12 protein-coding genes are annotated in these 16,782 nt (G+C 38.9%); 4 read left to right on the forward strand and 8 right to left on the reverse strand.

Annotation, left to right across the window (positions count from 1 at the left end; all coding sequences use genetic code 11):
• Positions 1-96: 96 nt before the first annotated feature.
• Together Q4534_RS08105 and Q4534_RS24110 are read left to right on the forward strand one after the other, a co-directional pair.
• On the forward strand, positions 97-330 hold the full coding sequence (locus Q4534_RS08105) for a hypothetical protein (RefSeq protein WP_303612663.1): 234 nt from the start codon (positions 97-99) through the stop codon (positions 328-330).
• Complete coding sequence (locus Q4534_RS24110; protein WP_368509150.1) at positions 327-515, forward strand: type II toxin-antitoxin system RelE/ParE family toxin; 189 nt, start codon at positions 327-329, stop codon at positions 513-515. Before Q4534_RS08105 ends, Q4534_RS24110 begins: the two co-directional genes overlap by 4 nt.
• A 590-nt stretch (positions 516-1,105) precedes the next feature.
• Here Q4534_RS24110 and Q4534_RS08110 read toward each other — a convergent pair.
• Positions 1,106-2,881: a metallophosphoesterase family protein gene (locus Q4534_RS08110; protein WP_303612664.1), complete on the reverse strand. Its 1,776-nt coding sequence runs from the start codon at positions 2,879-2,881 to the stop codon at positions 1,106-1,108.
• A gap of 540 nt (positions 2,882-3,421) precedes the next feature.
• The gene (locus tag Q4534_RS08115; protein ID WP_303612665.1) at positions 3,422-5,836 is read right to left on the reverse strand and encodes a MopE-related protein; all 2,415 of its coding nucleotides are present in this window, start codon (positions 5,834-5,836) and stop codon (positions 3,422-3,424) included.
• Between the two features lie 462 nt (positions 5,837-6,298).
• Here Q4534_RS08115 and Q4534_RS08120 point away from each other — a divergent pair, with 462 nt between their 5' ends.
• Positions 6,299-7,783: an NAD(P)H-hydrate dehydratase gene (locus Q4534_RS08120; protein WP_303612666.1), complete on the forward strand. Its 1,485-nt coding sequence runs from the start codon at positions 6,299-6,301 to the stop codon at positions 7,781-7,783.
• A 10-nt stretch (positions 7,784-7,793) separates the two neighbouring features.
• Here Q4534_RS08120 and Q4534_RS08125 read toward each other — a convergent pair whose 3' ends face one another.
• The 6 genes from Q4534_RS08125 to Q4534_RS08150 all read right to left on the reverse strand — a co-directional run bounded on the left by Q4534_RS08125 (position 7,794) and on the right by Q4534_RS08150 (position 16,109).
• Positions 7,794-8,375, reverse strand: a complete 582-nt coding sequence (locus tag Q4534_RS08125) for a ribonuclease HII (RefSeq protein WP_303612667.1) — start codon at positions 8,373-8,375, stop codon at positions 7,794-7,796.
• Positions 8,350-11,022, reverse strand: coding sequence for an MGH1-like glycoside hydrolase domain-containing protein (locus tag Q4534_RS08130; RefSeq protein ID WP_303612668.1), 2,673 nt, complete (start codon positions 11,020-11,022; stop codon positions 8,350-8,352). The genes Q4534_RS08125 and Q4534_RS08130 overlap by 26 nt, the downstream gene beginning before the upstream one ends.
• 272 nt (positions 11,023-11,294) lie before the next feature.
• A complete protein-coding gene (locus Q4534_RS08135) occupies positions 11,295-12,410 on the reverse strand; it encodes a glycosyltransferase family protein (protein WP_303612669.1) in 1,116 nt (371 codons plus the stop codon).
• Positions 12,411-12,419: 9 nt separating this feature from the next.
• Complete coding sequence (locus Q4534_RS08140; protein WP_303612670.1) at positions 12,420-13,232, reverse strand: UDP-2,3-diacylglucosamine diphosphatase; 813 nt, start codon at positions 13,230-13,232, stop codon at positions 12,420-12,422.
• Between the two features lie 164 nt (positions 13,233-13,396).
• Positions 13,397-14,740, reverse strand: a complete 1,344-nt coding sequence (locus Q4534_RS08145) for a PAS domain-containing sensor histidine kinase (protein WP_303612671.1) — start codon at positions 14,738-14,740, stop codon at positions 13,397-13,399.
• Positions 14,730-16,109: a sigma-54 dependent transcriptional regulator gene (locus Q4534_RS08150; protein ID WP_303612672.1), complete on the reverse strand. Its 1,380-nt coding sequence runs from the start codon at positions 16,107-16,109 to the stop codon at positions 14,730-14,732. The genes Q4534_RS08145 and Q4534_RS08150 overlap by 11 nt, the downstream gene beginning before the upstream one ends.
• A 201-nt stretch (positions 16,110-16,310) precedes the next feature.
• Here Q4534_RS08150 and Q4534_RS08155 point away from each other — a divergent pair, with 201 nt between their 5' ends.
• A complete protein-coding gene (locus Q4534_RS08155; protein ID WP_303612673.1) occupies positions 16,311-16,739 on the forward strand; it encodes a peptidylprolyl isomerase in 429 nt (142 codons plus the stop codon).
• Positions 16,740-16,782: the final 43 nt, after the last annotated feature.

The following is a 16,782-nucleotide window of genomic DNA, read 5'->3' on the forward strand; positions in this document are numbered from 1 at the left end:
ACGCTTCGCTAAACTTAGACCAGTCTGGGTGATTTATGTTATTGAAAAGACAATTCTAAAAATATTCATTAAATTAGTATTGAAAATTAGACGATTATGGGGATAGTTGAGTTAAAATCGAATTTGCATAAAGTAATCGATGGGATCGAAGATGAAAAGTTGCTTCATGCCATTTCTTTTTTTCTAGAAACGGCTGAAAAATCTGAAGAAGGGCTGTTATGGAAACAATTGACTGAAGAGCAAAAAAAGGAGGTGCTTCAAGCTTACGAAGAATCTGAGGATATGTCAAATCTAATTGATGATAAAGCCATTTGGAAGGAGCTTAAATGAAAGTTGTATGGACTAAGAAAGCACAAAAGAGGTTCATTGAAATATTGGCTTATATTGAATTTAATTTTGGCCATACAGCAAGGCGTTCCTTTAAAACTAAGACAAAAGACTTTACCGATCTGCTTGATAAATTTCCGGAAATTGGGACCGTAGAAATACCCGAGAAAAAAATAAGAGGATTTTAGTTAACAAAACAAACAAGAGTTTTTTATCGGCTGAAAAAAGATCAAATTATTATTTTAACATTTTTTGATTCAAGGCAAGGCCCTCAAAAAAAGCCTCAATAGATCCAGTTAAAATTACCATAGTAGGGAGATTGGGTCCTTTTTAATGATTTCCATTATTATTAGCATAGTAATATTACCGGGGGATTGAGCTTGCCGAAGCCAAAGAATTTTAGACGTTAATCATTTGGCAAGATATGCTATAAATCCCTAACTGCTCTAAATTTCGGCTAAAGCCGGTTAAATAGGTTGTTGCTTTAATAAATGGGCTAAAGCCCATTCCTATTGAGAGGATTGTTTAATGTAAAAATCTAATGGAATTGGGAATGTATTTATTGAGAAGCGTCCCAATTGTATGGCTTTAGCCAAAATTTTTTAACCAAGCAATTTACCACCTAAATTTATGCATTGAATGCAACTCCAACCTATTTCTCGAAAGTTGGAAACTTTCTCCATTTTAGGTCCAAGTTACGCTTCGCTAAACTTAGACCAGAAAGGCGGTTTTTATATTTCGGGGCTTTAGCCCAATGTTTTATCTAATAAACTATTAATTACTTAACCAACCTCAACTCATCAACCACGTTCTCACTGGAATCTTTGGCGGTGTAGGTAAGGTTGTTGCCGTCGATGTCTAGCACCTGATAAAATGGCCCCTGCTCGTACCTGATTTCGGCATAGGGTTCTTCGTCCATGCCCCTATGGGGGCTAGGAATACCTATGGAAATCATGTATATGGTGCCATCCTTGGCCTCAGCAACGACTTTGCCATCCTTCATGGGATTGGAACGCATATAATAATGAATGTGTCCGGAAAATACCATGTCAACATGGTACTTGTCAAATAAAGGGATCCACTCTTTTTGGATGTTAGGATAAGGTTCCTCCCAATTGTAAGGTGGAAAGTGGAACATGGCAAATTTCCATGTGGCCTTGGATTCACTCAATTGCTGCTCGATCCATTGGGTTTGCAGCTCGTCCTTTGAGGTAGCATCAATCATCAGAAACAAGGCATTTTTATAGTTAAAGGCGTAAGTATGTTCAGTAGGAAGGTCCTTTGGCCCATTGGTTGGATAGCTGAATAGTTGCCTGTACATCTCGGCACCTAATCCCATGCGATTGTCATGGTTTCCGATCACATTCATAAAGGGTCTCTGTGAAATGACATCTTTGGAGTATTCGAAGAGTTCATCCCATTGATCTCTATGTAGACCATCACTTACCAAATCACCGGCAATGGCGTGAAAAGCTGCCTCCGGATGTTTTTGAAATGCCTGGTTCGCCAACTTCCCCCATATGGGAGAAAAATGGGTGTCGCCATACCATATAAATGAAAAGCTGTCGTCATTGGATTGGGTGGTAAAAGTCTGGGTTTCCGGCCAGCTGGTTTGGGTACTTATTTTGTATTCATAAGTTGTTCTTGCTTTCAGGTTTTCCAAATGAGCAGTAAAGCGATTGACAAAGCGATCATTGGCAAGCCTTAGGTCTTCCATTTCGTATTTTTCAGCACTTTCGGTTAGGGTTTCTGTTGTTCCTTTTATCCGGTAGCTTACTTGGCTTGAATCTATAGTGCTAGCTGTTCTCCATTGAATATCCATGGTTGAGGAAGGATCGCCACTCCATGTCAGCATGATTTGGTCTGCTTTTTCTGTAGCAGGGAATTTGGTGGTTCTAAATGCATTGACCAATTGAGATTCAGTTCCTCGTCCACGAACTGTCGTAAGCATTTGTTGGCCTTTTAATGCCTCAGGTACCTCAAACAGTACCAGTTCATCCCAGTCCCCATAAACAAAAGCCCCATCATCCATGGTGCCGATAAAATCAGTTTCCGGATAGATGTCACTAATGGCCAATTCCTCATTTTCATTTTGAGGTGCCACAGTTACAAAATAATGGTAACTGTAATTCTCAAGGCCATTGATCCCCAGTCCAATTTCGCCTTTGTCAAAATTCTTTTGCCATACTTCATAATCCATCATTTCATTATGCATGGTCATTTCGGTTTTCACAAAGCCACTTTCCTTGAGCCAAAAGGGTAGTCTTTCTTGCTTTTTACTCCTTATTACGGATACCACCACAGGTACATTCACATTAAAGGTCCAGTGACCACTTGAAAGGGTCTCAAGTTCATCTTCGGTAAACAAAGCAAAGGCTTCCTCATAAGTAAGGGCGTGGAGTTCCTCTACTGATTTTGTTTGGTAAAGCTCTGAGACCTTTTTGCTGATAAGTTCTTTGGATGTACTTTGCTGTTGTTTATTGGTTTCAGAACAAGCAAAGACAAAGAGTAGTGCAAAAATGCAGGCTGTATTATTGTATAGGTTGATTTTCATATTCAAGATATCATTATTACTAATAATAAAAGCAAGTCAATGGCTGGTGGTTTTTATGTCTTAAACCTACTTTCTAATTAATGACTGAAAACCAGTTGATTTGGGCCATTTTTTAATATTAAATTTAAGTTAATTAGGGGAAATCACGATTCTTGAAATACTAAATGGAAGATCCTAAAGTGTATGGCGAAATTTGGGCAGTAATTTGAATGAAAAAATGGAATTGAATCCATTGGGCAATTGAACCGAATAAATTTGGTGGAATTACCCTTTCATTACCCGTTGTGGAAATGGGCAATTGTATCATTATGCCGAATCATATTCATGACATTTTGATTGATAACAAACAGAATGATGGGATATATGATTGTATTGGCGCGATTAAAAATGCCTATACAATCTCAATTTCATGACCATATCACCAGAAATGCCGATTCCTTTAGAAAAATAACAGCCTACATTTACCTTTATCCTCGCAATTGGAAGGAGGATTTCTTGAACCCGTAATTATCTATAATGGGAGAATCATTTGTATTAAGTTTATTTTTCCACAATAATCTTCTTGACAAGTGATTTACCAAATGCTTTATGGATCTTAACAATATAGGTGCCATTTGTTAGTCCGATCAAGTCTAACCGGCTTGAATTGGTAGTGCTAAGAACAAGTTCCCCTCTGGTATCAAACAGTTCAATTAAATAGATGTTGCCATTCTCTTCCCCAATTTCAATGAATCTGCTGGTGGGGTTGGGAAATAACTTGATGGGATGTGTAGGGTCTTCCAAAGCGGTAACAATAGAATCTGAACCATCACAATTTTCATCTATGTCATTGTTTGGAATGTCTGTTTGGTCAGGGTTGACCTCCGGGTTTTCATCATCACAATCATTTGCTTTAAGAAAGCCATCTTCATCCAGATCATCGTCTAGGCTTTCCGGGTTACAGTCATCATCTATCCCATTGTAGGGTGTTTCAGTCTGGCCTGGGTTTATGTTTGGGTTTGTGTCATCACAATCATTTGCTGCGATAAAGCCATCTTCATCGAGGTCGTCGTCTAAAGTATTTGGATCACAATCATCATCTAGGCCATTGTAAGGAATTTCAGTTTGGGCCGGATTAATGCCAGCATTGTTATCATCGCAGTCTTCCTCCTTTGAGAATCCATCTCCATCCAAGTCATCATCCGGTGTTTCAGGATCACAATCATCATCTAGGCCATTGTAAGGAATTTCAGTTTGATCAGGATTTACCTTGGCATTATTGTCATCGCAATCTTCCACAGAGAGGAAGCCGTCTCCGTCCAAATCATCGTCTCGGGTTTCCTGATTACAATCATCATCTATACCATTGTTCGGGATCTCAGCCTGGCCAGGGTTTATATTTGGATCGTTATCGCCACAATCCTCCGCAGCAATAAAGCCATCTTCATCCAGGTCATCATCTAAGGTGTTGGGGTTGCAATCGTCGTCTATTCCATTGTAAGGGATTTCGGTTTGGTTTGGGTTAATGTCCGGATTTGAATCGTCGCAGTCCTCATCCTTTGGGAATCCATCCCCATCTAGGTCATCATCCGGTGTTTCTGGATCACAATCATCATCCATTCCATTGTAAGGGATTTCGGTTTGGTCCGGATTAATGTCAGCATTGTTATCGTCACAGTCTTCCTCTTTTGAGAATCCATCCCCATCCAGGTCATCATCCGATGTTTCAGGATCACAATCATCATCTATTCCATTGTAAGGGATTTCGGTTTGGTCCGGATTAATATCGGCATTGTTATCGTCACAGTCTTCCTCTTTTGAGAATCCATCCCCATCTAGGTCATCATCCGGTGTTTCAGGATCACAATCATCATCCATTCCATTGTAAGGAATTTCGGTTTGGTCCGGATTAATATCAGCATTGTTATCGTCGCAGTCTTCCTCCTTTGAGAACCCATCCCCATCTAGGTCATCATCCGGTGTTTCAGGATTGCAATCATCATCTATTCCATTGTAAGGAATTTCGGATTTACCGGGATTGATTTCAGAATTATTGTCATCACAATCCACCGCCTTATCATAACCATCTTTATCCAAATCATCATCAAGAGTATTGGGATCACAATCATCATCAATACCATTATAAGTAATTTCTGTTTTACCTGGATTAATATTGGAATTAGTATCATCACAATCTGTATAAGTACTAAATCCATCATTGTCCAAGTCATTGTCTAAAGTCTCCGGATTGCAGTCATCATCTATATTGTTGTAGGGGATTTCAGTTTCATCCGGATTTATTCCCGAGTTATAATCATCACAATCAAGATTATTGGTGACAAAATCATTACAATAATCACTGCAAATCAAAACAGGGGAGGCATTTGCATCTCCATACCCGTCCCCATCAATATCCGGATAGGCCTCAATTTCATCACCCCAGGTAGATTTTTCTAGGTCTATGCTTCCTCGGACAGTATTTGTACCATTGTAAACATTACCTAAAGGATCAGGATTAGACAAGTTATCTTTTAAGTTTCCTGAATAGTTAATTAAGGTTCCATTAATTCCGGTTGCTTCTATGCTTACCTCCCAGTCAAATTTTACAAATTCTCCAATGATTCCACACTCATCATAAAACCCGCTTTCTATTTGTAAATTTTGTACAGATGGTCCTATTATTGGGGTTTTTAAAACCTCGATGATACCATCAGATTCAAAGCGACTTGAATTTAAATCCTTAAATGATCTAATTCTTGAGCGAAAATATTCCTGTCCATGGCTATAATTTTTTATTGAAACCTCAACGGAGGTAACAGTAACTCCTTCCGGAATATTAAATTCGAATGCCGGGCTAAGCCCATCTGTAAGCAAAAGTCCATAGGGGTCATTGTGATTAATGATCCTACATTGTCCGAAAGCAAATAAAGAGGTAAAGAAAAAAAGGCAAGTAAAAAAATAAAAAGATTTACCCATGAATTTAGGTCTTGTTTAAAACAGTGAAAATTGGAATTCCCCTTACAAGAACCTTCAATTCACCCGGTTAAAATAATTTGTGGCAAAAATACTTAGTTTATAATTAATATTTCCAACTAAGGCTTAATTATTTTCAACTGAATTTTAGGTAGCTGACAATTCTGATTTAAGCTTTTATTGGTTTTTTGCATCGTCAATAATTATTTTAACTTTCAGGAATTGATTCCTTCAAAGTCTAAATAGGTTTAACTTAATGCTTTTATTTTCCCTGATGGTTTGCAGGAGGTGCTTCCCTCGAAAGGAGAGCCTAAGATTCCTGGTTCTAAGCAGGTGTTTTACGGAAAAGGAATGAATGTACTCCATGATTTAGTCATAGGGAAATTAAAAAATGACCTTTAGCACATGCTTTGGAGTGCTTGGCTTAATAGTTGATGATTCAAGAATCACTGATTATAATATTTTATGCAAAAAATAATATTAGGAAAACAAGTGAAGGAGTTAGATGCATTGTATATCAATGAATCGGGTATTAGCTCCTACCAGTTGATGGAAAGGGCTGCCAATGAATTTTGTCATTGGTTTGAAGCCAAATATAAGAAAGCCAGTACAGTAAATATTTATTGTGGAACAGGTAATAACGGGGGTGATGGCCTAGCCATCGCAAGGATTTTGTCGGGTCTGGGTTATCAGGTAAATGTTGCTGTAATGGGCAATCAAGAAAAAGGGACTGTAGATTTTACCAAAAATTTAAAGGTTTTACCGGAAAAATTAAGAGTAAGCAGCTGGAGCCAATTGAAGCCTTCTGATATCTGCATCGATGCTATTTTTGGTGTAGGAATAAACAGACCCCTAGAAGGGGAGTACGAAGACCTGGTGCAAATGCTAAATAATAGGGATGGGGTAAAAATCAGCGTAGACATGCCTTCAGGCCTTCCATCTGATGCTCCGGCAGAAGGGGAAGTGTTTCATGCGGATTATACCGTCAGCTTCCAATTTCCAAAATTGGCCTTACTATTTCCTGAGCATGCGGCTTATGTAGGGCAATTGGTGGTGAGAAAGATAGGGATGGAACCAAAGCATTTTAAACCTTTTTCTTCCAAATATTGGTTTTTTTCCGGAGAGAACATGGCTGCCTACCATAGGAAGTTCCATGTCTTTAGCCATAAGGGCGATTTTGGTCGTATTATTTTGGCCGGAGGAAGTTATGGAAAAATGGGTTCCATTTGTTTGAGTACCATGGCTGCATTGCGAACAGGCTCAGGTCTGGTTTTTTGTAAGGTGCCGGGATGTGGGGTAGCTATTGTTCAATCTACTATCCCTGAGGCCATGGTATTGCCGCCTAGCTCAGAGATGGATATTGATGCTGACCTTGATTTTACAGGGATAGATGCGATAGGGCTTGGCCCCGGATTGGGCAAAGGAAAGAATGCCCATAAGCTGGTGTACCATGTCCTGGAAAACTATTCAGGGCCTACTGTACTGGATGCTGATGCCATCAATATACTAGGGGAAAAACAAGAATGGATATCTTTATTACACCCGAATGTTATCCTTACACCGCATTTAAAAGAGTTTGAAAGATTAACGGGCAAGGCTTGTGACAATCACCTTGAGCGAATTAATTTGGCCAGAGATTTTTGCCAAAAAAATAATTGTAGTTTGGTTTTAAAGGGAGCATTTAGTCTGCTCACTTTTCCTGATGGAAGCCAAATATTTAACAATTCTGGTACGGTTTATATGGCCACAGGTGGCTCGGGAGATGTGCTTACAGGTGTTATCACCTCCTTTTTGGGTCAGGGGTATTCAATGAAAAATGCGGCCATATGCGGTGTTTTTCATCATGGGCATGCCGGAGAACTTGCCGGAGAAAAAAATGGAAGGGGCACATTGCCTACAGATATCATCCATAGGATTCCACAGAGTTTATTGGCTTTTGGGATAAAATAAGTATACCGGCTTATTTTGGTAGCAGGCGAAAAGATTTTCTATGGTGAGGGCAAGGACCCAATGTCTGTATTCCTAGGCGGTGGGCTTTGGTTGGATAACCAACATTTTTCTCCCAACCATAACCCGGATATTCCAGGGCTAGCTTGGCCATTAATTCGTCTCTATGGGTTTTTGCCAAAATGGAGGCAGCGGCTATGCTTGCATATTTGGCATCTCCCTTCACGATACATTGGTAAGGAATATCGTAGACAGGGTTAAACCTGTTGCCATCAATCAATAAAAACTCAGGCTTGACTTTTAAAGCATCAATCGCTCTGTTCATGGCTAGGAAAGAGGCATTCAAGATATTGATTTCATCTATTTCCTCAACAGATGCACTAGCTATCGCCCAAGCCAAAGCATTCTCCTTGATTTCTTTGTTTAGCCTTTCCCTGTTTCCTTTGGTCAACTTCTTAGAGTCGTTGATCCATTCATTGGCATAATTTTCCGGAAGAATGACTGCAGCGGCAGTTACAGGACCACAAAGGCAGCCCCTACCTACCTCATCACAGCCGGCTTCTAATCTATTAGGAGCTAAATTCGGTAGCAGCATTAGGGTAAAATTCCTGTTCTTTATGGTATTTATGTATCAATTCAGCCACCAAGCCTGTCCAGCCGGTTTGGTGGGAGGCTCCCAGTCCACGCCCATTGTCCCCATGAAAATACTCATAAAAAAGAATCAAATCTTGGAAATGAGGGTCTTTCTGCATTTTTTCATTTTCTGCATAGATCGGTCGATTCCCATCCTTGTCTTTCATAAAGATGTTGATCAATCTGAGAGACAATTCTTTTGCGATCAAATCCAGTGTAATGTATTTCCCTGAACCCGTTGGATATTCTATGGAGAATGTTCCACCGTAGTAGTAGTCAAACTTTTTCAGAGACTCAATGATCAGATAATTGATAGGGAACCAAATGGGGCCACGCCAATTACTATTCCCGCCAAACATAGAGGTTTCCGATTCTCCGGGAGCATACCTGATGGAAAATCGATTGCCATTGATTTGCACAGAGTAGGGGTGTTCCAGGTGATCCTTGGACAGTGAGCGAATACCATATTCAGATAAAAACTCTTTCTCATCAAGCATTTTATTAAGGATACTTTTCATTCGATGTCCCCTCAACAATGAAAAGAGTCGTCTTTTGTCTCGCCCTGGATGAATCCAGTTGGATACCAGTGCGGCTAATTTTGGTCTTTCCTTAAAGAAAAAATTCAATCGTTTTTTAAATTCCGGCAGGTCATCGAACAATTCTTCCCGAATAGGTTCTACGGCAAACATTGGAATAATGCCCACGATGGATTTTACTTTCATAAGCTTAGGTTCTTCTCCGGAAAGGTGTAGGACATCATAAAAGAAGTTGTCTTCATCATCCCAAAGGCTAATATTTTCCTTAGAAATATTGCTCATGGCACCTGCTATGTTCAGGAAGTGTTCCAGAAACTTAATGGCTGTGTGCTGATAAACTTTATTAAATTCACATAGATCCAAGGAAATCCTAAGCATATTAAGGCTAAACATGGCCATCCAAGAGGTGGCATCTGCCTGTTCAAGTTTACCAAAAAACTTGTCTACATGGCTTCTATCAAAAACACTGATATTGTCAAGCCCTAAAAACCCACCTTCAAATATATTCTTGCCCTCTTCGTCTTTTTGATTGACCCACCAAGTGAAGTTAAGAAGGAGTTTATGAAAGGCTCTCTCCAGAAATTCCTGGTCTCCTACTTTGTTTTCGTTATTTTTTCTATCGATTGAATAGACGCGCTGAACAGCCCAAGCATGGACAGGAGGGTTAACATCATTAAAATTCCATTCGTAGGCCGGCATTTGCCCATTGGGATGCATGTACCAATCATTCAGCAAGACGAGCAACTGATCCTTGGCAAAATCCGGGTCTAAACGAGCAAGGGGAATGGTATGGAAAGCCAGATCCCATGCCGCGTACCAGGGATACTCCCATTTGTCGGGCATTGAGATAATGTCATAATTTTGTAAGTGACGCCAATTGCTATTTCTCCCGGATTTCCTTTCTTGTGGTGGCTGATACCTCCCAGGGTCACCTTCCAACCAACGTTCTACATTGTAGTAATAAAATTGTTTGGTCCAAAGCATACCTGCATAGGCTTGTCTCTGGATCATTTTCATTTCATCGTCTTTTACCCTTCCTTGTATGTTTTCGTAGAAATTGTTGGTGTCTTCTATGCGGCTTTGAAGAATACTTTCTGCATTTTCAATGGGATTTTCAGTTTGCAATTTTTGCATCCTGAAGAGCACCTCGGATTTTCCTCCTGCAGGTATTGTTAGTTTATAAATGGCTGCTGACTTGGTGCCGGTGTTTTTGGGATTCAGGTGAGCAGTATCTCCATGAAGTACATAATCATTGATGGCATCTTTAAGGTATTTTTTTTGATTGCCAATATGGTATAACCTTTCACGGTTGGTTTCATTGTCACAAAACTTAAGTTCAGGCTGATCTTGAAAAATAAAACTATAATTCCCGGATTTTGGAGAGAAGGCTTTAATTTTGTTTTTTCCGGTTTTTCTGAGGGTAGGCATAAATGGCTCATCTCCCGTAAACCACGTTTTTCTAAACCATATGGTAGGCATTACCCATATAGAGGCTTCTTCCGAACCTCGGTTATGGATGGTGGCTTTGTAGACAATATCCTCTATGTCTTCCTTCGCATATTCTAGGTAAATATCAAAATAAGCGTTGTTATCAAAGATTCCTGTATCTAATATTTCGTACTCTCTATCTGTTTTTCCTCTTCTTTGATTTTCATCCAGTATTTGCTGGTAAGGGAATTTGCTCTGCGGGTATTTGTAGAGCATTTTCATATAACTATGCGTAGGGGATGAGTCCAGGTAATAATACAATTCCTTAACATCCTCACCGTGATTTCCTTGATTTCCTGTGAGCCCAAACAGTCTTTCTTTGATCATTTCATCCTGACCGTTCCAGAATGCCCAAGAAACACATAGTTTTTGTTTGTTGTCGCTAATACCACCAATGCCTTCCTCACCCCAACGATATGCTTTACTTCTGGCATCATCGTGTGTTACATTCTCCCAGGCAGATCCATCAGGACTATAATCTTCTCGAACGGTACCCCATTGCCTTTCCGTAAGGTAAGGGCCCCATTTTTTCCAGTGCCGGATTTTTTCCCGGTCTTCCTTCAATCGCTTTAGCTCTATATTCATGGGTAGTTCTCGCCAAATTAATAAAGAGCGAATTTAAGCTATTTAGATTTCTTTATGCTAAAATTCCATGCTTCAATTTGATTTTTTTTCAATTTGATTCAATATTATTATGGATTGAATCATAAACAGCCCTTTAATAAGGCTTAAATGAACCTTTCTAAATATGATTTTACGTTGAATTTTTGGGTTAAATTAGCATGATTCAATTTTGGCTAAACTTAAAGAATCCTGTTGAAAAATTCCGGGGGCTGTAGAAAGCCTACGCATCATACTTAAACCTTAAGCCTTCTTTTACCCGATAGTTCTGCCACCATTTCAATGATGTGGGTCTCCAAAGTGTTTTGCCAGTTTTTAAAAGTATAGTCTTTTTGAAAGTTGTCTGAAGGCTTTTGCATATAATCTTCCAAAACGGATAGATCAAATGTATCCGAGGCTTTGCCGGCACCGGCCATTTCAGCATCCAGGGCATTGCATCGCTGTTCATACTGTCCTTTAACCGGAACCATTAGGGTTGGTTTTCCCAGAAACATTGCCTCACCTATGGATTCAAATCCTGCTGTCGTAAGAAAACCTTTGCAAGTAGCCATTTTTTCTAAAAACAGTTGTTCATTTATCAAGTGAAAAGTAAGGTTTGGCAATGCCTGATAAGGGTTCTCAAGGGCAGTATTGTCCCAAAAAGCTTCAATTTTTGCCTCCGGGTTTTTCTTGGCAGAATCTATGATTTCTTGAGCATAGCCGGGGTTAACCACATAGGCCAAGTAAAAATCTTCTTGCTTAATTGCTGATTTTTTTATGCTTTCTTTAATTAGAGGAGGCCAAACTTTTAGTCCTGCATCTAATGTTTCCACTGAGGGTTGCCAAAGTGACAAAGCAATCTTCATTTGGGCACCGTAACAAGTAAGCAAGGTGTTTACCTTAAATAAATAACTGTTGATTTTCCCCTGTTTGGCAAAGATGAAATCAGGATGAAAAGTAAGGTACTGATGTCCTATGGCAATGAATTTTGTCTTTGGTTTATAAATCAAGTTGTACAAGCCTCCCAAAATGTCATAAAAATTTATAATGCCATCCGGCTTATGGGATTTTACCTGTAGGTCTATTTGTTTTAGTGTCCGCATAAAAAGTGCAGACTTTTTCAAGTTCTCAATAATTGTTGCACTGATGCGGATGGATTTATTTTCTTTATCTGTGATAAAATTGGGACTGGGAAAACTGTAAATGGGGCAATGGAAAGTATTTAAAAAATAGGTAGGCACTTTTCTTCTTTGGCTAGTTCCTAAAATCACTGCTTCTATGCTGTGTCCCTGCTTTTCTAAAATTCCCTTTAGTACCTGAGCTTGGGTCATATGCCCCCTTCCTTCACCCTGAACGATAAATAAAAATTTCATTTTTCGCTTTCAATAAAAGTTCTTGGCCTGATTTATAGTAATGTCCTTCATCTTAACCACCTTGTTTTTATCAGTTTGGCTAAAATCCAGTTCATTGTAGTAAATAAGTTGCCAATTTCCTTCGTGATCCTCAGCAAGTGCACTTAGAGATTCCACCCAATCTCCGGAGTTGTAATAGTCAATGCCATCAATATTTCTAATTTCTGCCTTGTGAATATGGCCACAGATTATCCCGTCACAATTCTTGGATTTGGCAATCTTGCATAGCTCTTTTTCAAAGTCATCAATATAAGTGACAGCTGATTTAACTTTGGATTTTACATATTGGGAAAGGGAAAAATAAGGCAAGCCTTTTTTGCGACGATAAAGATTAACTTGAGTATTGAGCCACAGTAAAAAGGTGTAACCTATATCCCCCAAATAGGCAATCCAGCGAAGGTTGGTGGTGATATTGTCAAAGACATCCCCATGTGTGATAAAATACCTTCTGCCATTGCTCTCATAAATCATGTCTTTCAGGATAGAAAGCCGACCGATTTCAAGGGGAAGGACCTGATCTAAAAAATCGTCATGATTGCCACGGAGATAATAGACCTTGGTTTTATTAGAATCTATCATTTTCAAGATTCTATTGAATACCCTGGTATGTTTTCTCTTCCAGCTGCCTGACTTTTTTAGTTGCCATCCATCAATAATATCTCCATTTAGGATCAAGTTTTCACACTCATGCTGCTTTAAAAACCTGACCACTTCTTTGGCTTTGGATCCTTTGGTTCCAAGGTGGATGTCAGAAAGAATAATCGTTTTAAAATTTGTCTCCAAAATGATTTTATTTTGGAAGCAATTTAATCATGCCAAATAAACTGGTAATGAAGCCCTTATTATTTAAATGCTAATTTGGAAGGGGGATTGAGTGTCTATATGAAGAAATTGTTAAAAAGGGAAATATGCCAAATAGAAAAGCAGTGATTATGCCAAAGGTAGAATTATGCATTGAATATTAATTTAAAAACAGTGCCTTCACCTATTTTTGATTTTACTTGAAGGTTACCTTTGTGCCGGCGCATGATTTGTTTAGAAAGGCTTAGACCAATACCCGAACCTTTTTGTTTGGTGGTGAAAAAAGGAATAAAGATTTTATTCAATGCCTCTTCTTCAATTCCTTTTCCGGAATCTTCCAGCTCAATAATAATCTTGCCATTGTCATCAATAAATGCCCGCAAGGTAATTTTCTTAATCGGCGTTTCTTCTACGGCGTGGATGGCATTCTGAACCAGGTTTATCAATACTTGTTCTATTAAGGAACAATCAGCAAACAAAAGCAGGTTAGTTGGATGAATTGTTTTAATGAATTGGATGGATTTTGCTTCATTTTGGTTTTGGAACAAGATGTCGAGCCTGTCAAAAAGCTCTTTTAAGTTTATGGCTGTGAATTTTGGCAATGGCACATGGGCCAAGCTTCTAAAATCGCTAACAAAATTGATCAGGCCTTCACTTCTTTTTTCTATTGTGGAAATGCCCATTTGATAATCTTGTAAATCATCCTGTTCTACCTGTCCTTTATTGTTGATCTTGTCTTTTAAATCGGTACTTATGGTGGCCGCCAAAGAGGAAATGGGTGCAATTGAATTCATGATTTCATGGGTAAGCACTCGGATGAGGTTTTGCCATGCCTCCATTTCTTTTTCCTCAAGCTCACTTTGAATATTTTGTAAGGAAACCAATTTAAACTTCGTATCCCTCAATACCAGTTCTATAGCATATACGGACAATTGCATGATCCCATCCGGGTGAGCAATTTTTATAAGTTCACTTCCACCGGTTCTCAATTGGTCTATGGCTTGGTATAATTCCTTATTGATACCTGAAATCTCCCGAATATGGCTTAGTTTATCAATGTTCAGCATCCGCTTTGCGGCGGTATTGAGTATCTGTACACTTCCATCTGCCTCAAAGGTGATTAGCCCGATGCTAAGGTGCTGAAATACTGTCCTAAAATATTGAAAGTTGGCTTCTTTTTCCAGCTGATCTTCTTTAAGTTTTGCAAGTATGGCATTGAACTCGATATGAAGGTCATCTGTTTCCGTGCCATCAAACTTCACCGGATATACTGTGGCATAATTGTTTTGCTTAATATTGTCTAGGAATTGTCTTACCTTTTTAAAACTGCTTTCAGCATAGCGGATAAGCAGTATCAATTGGACAAAAGTTAAAATAATAAATAATGAGATGGCAAATACTCCTGCATCATTGCCGATAATATATGCTAGGAAAAAAAGGCTCAGTGCAAGCACAAAAACCCTTCCCAGTAAACCTATTTTATAATCCATATTTTTCTAACCTTCTGTAAAGGGAAGCCCTGGTCAACCCCAATTCTTTCGCTGCTTTAGAAATATTGCCACTGTTTTTGTCGATTGCCTTTTGGATCATGTTTTTTTCCACTTCATCGAGATTTAAGGTGTTGGTACTTATTTTTTCGTTAGCAGGTTTTGCTGATAGAAAAAAGAAATCCCGACTGTCTAGTTCCTCTCCTTCGGCCATGATTATGGCTCTTTCTATGGCATGCTGTAGTTCTCTAATATTTCCCGGCCAACTGTACCTTTGTAGCAATTGATGCGCGCTATGCTTCAGGCCTTTAAATTCTTTCCTGTATTTGGCAGCATAGATTTTAAGAAAATGTTCCGCCAATATAGGAATATCATCTTGTCTGTCCCTGAGTGGAGGAAGAAAAATTTCCACCGTATTAATCCTATACAAAAGGTCTTGACGGAAAGTACTTTCCATAATCATATTGTGAATGGGCATATTGGTTGCGCATATCAGACGAATATCTATGGGCAATGATTTGTTGCTACCAATTCTCGTTACCTCTCTTTTTTGAAGGGCTGTTAATAGTTTGGATTGTAAGGGCATGCTGAGATTACCTATCTCGTCCAAGAACAAGGTGCCATTGTCGGCCAGCTCAAACCTCCCTGCCCGGTCTTCCTTCGCATCCGTATAGGCCCCTTTCTTGTGTCCAAATAGTTCGCTTTCAAACAAGCTTTCTGTAATGGCTCCCATGTCTACTCCTACAAATATTTCATCATTTCTTTCAGATTGGTCATGAATGGCGCGTGCAATAAGTTCCTTTCCTGTTCCATTTTCACCTAAAATCAAAACATTGGCATCTGTTTTGGCGACTTTTTCAATTATTGAAAATACATTTTTCATGGAAGCGCTACTGCCAATAATTTCAGAAAAAGGTTTTTTTAAATCTGCCTGTAGCTGCTTCTGACGGCTTGAAAGCTTGTCCACTTGGTTATAACTTTCCTTTAATTTTATGGCGGCTGATAAGGTTGCAAGTAATTTCTCATTTTGCCAAGGCTTTAGAATGAAATCTGTCGCTCCTTCTTTAAGGGCCTGTACAGCCATTTCTACATCACCAAAAGCAGTTATCAAGATTACCACAGCTTTGGGGTCAATTTCCTTTATTTTTTTGAGCCAATGAAAACCTTCCTTTCCGGAGGTAGTGTCTTCTGTAAAATTCATGTCTAGAAGGACTACATCAAAGTTGTTGTTGTTGATCAAAAATGGAATTCTTCTTGGATCTTTTTCTATGGTTACCTCTTTGGCATGTTTTTTCAATAACATTTTGGCTGCAAAAAGCAGGTCTTCATTGTCATCTACTATCAATATTTTGTCTAAATTTTTCTCCTCCATTGTTTTTGAGTTTTAACTGCTGAAATTATGCCAAGCATTTATACCCCAAAATAGCAAAATTTGCGGGTATTGACAGAAAAAAATGTTCGAAAGTGAACAATTTCTTTTCGAATTTGAACACAATTGCATTCGGTAGTTCTAATTTTTTAATAGCCTGATAATTCTGTTACCTTTGTGCATCAAACAAAAAAAACATAAATTATGTCTGTAGCAACTAAAGGAAATACCGTAAAGGTACACTACACAGGAAAACTTAAAGACGGAACAATATTCGATTCTTCTAAAGACAGAGAGCCTCTTGAGTTCGTTTTGGGAGATGGTAAAATGATAAAAGGATTTGACGTGGCTGTAGAAGGAATGAAAGTAGGCGACGATAAAAGTGTAACCATTCCTACTGACGAAGCTTACGGTCAGAAGAGAGAAGACATGATGTTAGACGTACCTTTGGATCAGGTGCCTGCAGAAATTAAGCCTGAGGTTGGCATGGACTTATCCATTCAAAACCAACAAGGACAGCCTACTCCTGTAAAAGTGGTACACGTAGATGAAACTAAAATTACTCTTGATGCAAATCACCCTCTTGCAGGTGAAGATTTGGTATTTGATATCCAACTTGTGGAAGTAATTTAAATTCGCATTACAGTATGCAACAATAAAAAAAGGACTTGTGTTA

Origin of the sequence: Cyclobacterium sp. 1_MG-2023 (assembly GCF_030546805.1) — a bacterium.
Classification (GTDB): domain Bacteria; phylum Bacteroidota; class Bacteroidia; order Cytophagales; family Cyclobacteriaceae; genus Cyclobacterium.

Coding starts and splice junctions, on each gene's coding strand:
- Q4534_RS08155 (WP_303612673.1), top strand. CDS start 16,311: ATGTCTGTAGCAACTAAAGGAAATACCGTAAAGGTACACTACACAGGA.
- Q4534_RS08135 (WP_303612669.1), bottom strand. CDS start 12,410: ATGAAATTTTTATTTATCGTTCAGGGTGAAGGAAGGGGGCATATGACC.
- Q4534_RS08130 (WP_303612668.1), bottom strand. CDS start 11,022: ATGAATATAGAGCTAAAGCGATTGAAGGAAGACCGGGAAAAAATCCGG.
- Q4534_RS24110 (WP_368509150.1), top strand. CDS start 327: ATGAAAGTTGTATGGACTAAGAAAGCACAAAAGAGGTTCATTGAAATA.
- Q4534_RS08110 (WP_303612664.1), bottom strand. CDS start 2,881: ATGAAAATCAACCTATACAATAATACAGCCTGCATTTTTGCACTACTC.
- Q4534_RS08145 (WP_303612671.1), bottom strand. CDS start 14,740: ATGGATTATAAAATAGGTTTACTGGGAAGGGTTTTTGTGCTTGCACTG.
- Q4534_RS08125 (WP_303612667.1), bottom strand. CDS start 8,375: ATGCTGCTACCGAATTTAGCTCCTAATAGATTAGAAGCCGGCTGTGAT.
- Q4534_RS08150 (WP_303612672.1), bottom strand. CDS start 16,109: ATGGAGGAGAAAAATTTAGACAAAATATTGATAGTAGATGACAATGAA.
- Q4534_RS08120 (WP_303612666.1), top strand. CDS start 6,299: ATGCAAAAAATAATATTAGGAAAACAAGTGAAGGAGTTAGATGCATTG.
- Q4534_RS08105 (WP_303612663.1), top strand. CDS start 97: ATGGGGATAGTTGAGTTAAAATCGAATTTGCATAAAGTAATCGATGGG.
- Q4534_RS08115 (WP_303612665.1), bottom strand. CDS start 5,836: ATGGGTAAATCTTTTTATTTTTTTACTTGCCTTTTTTTCTTTACCTCT.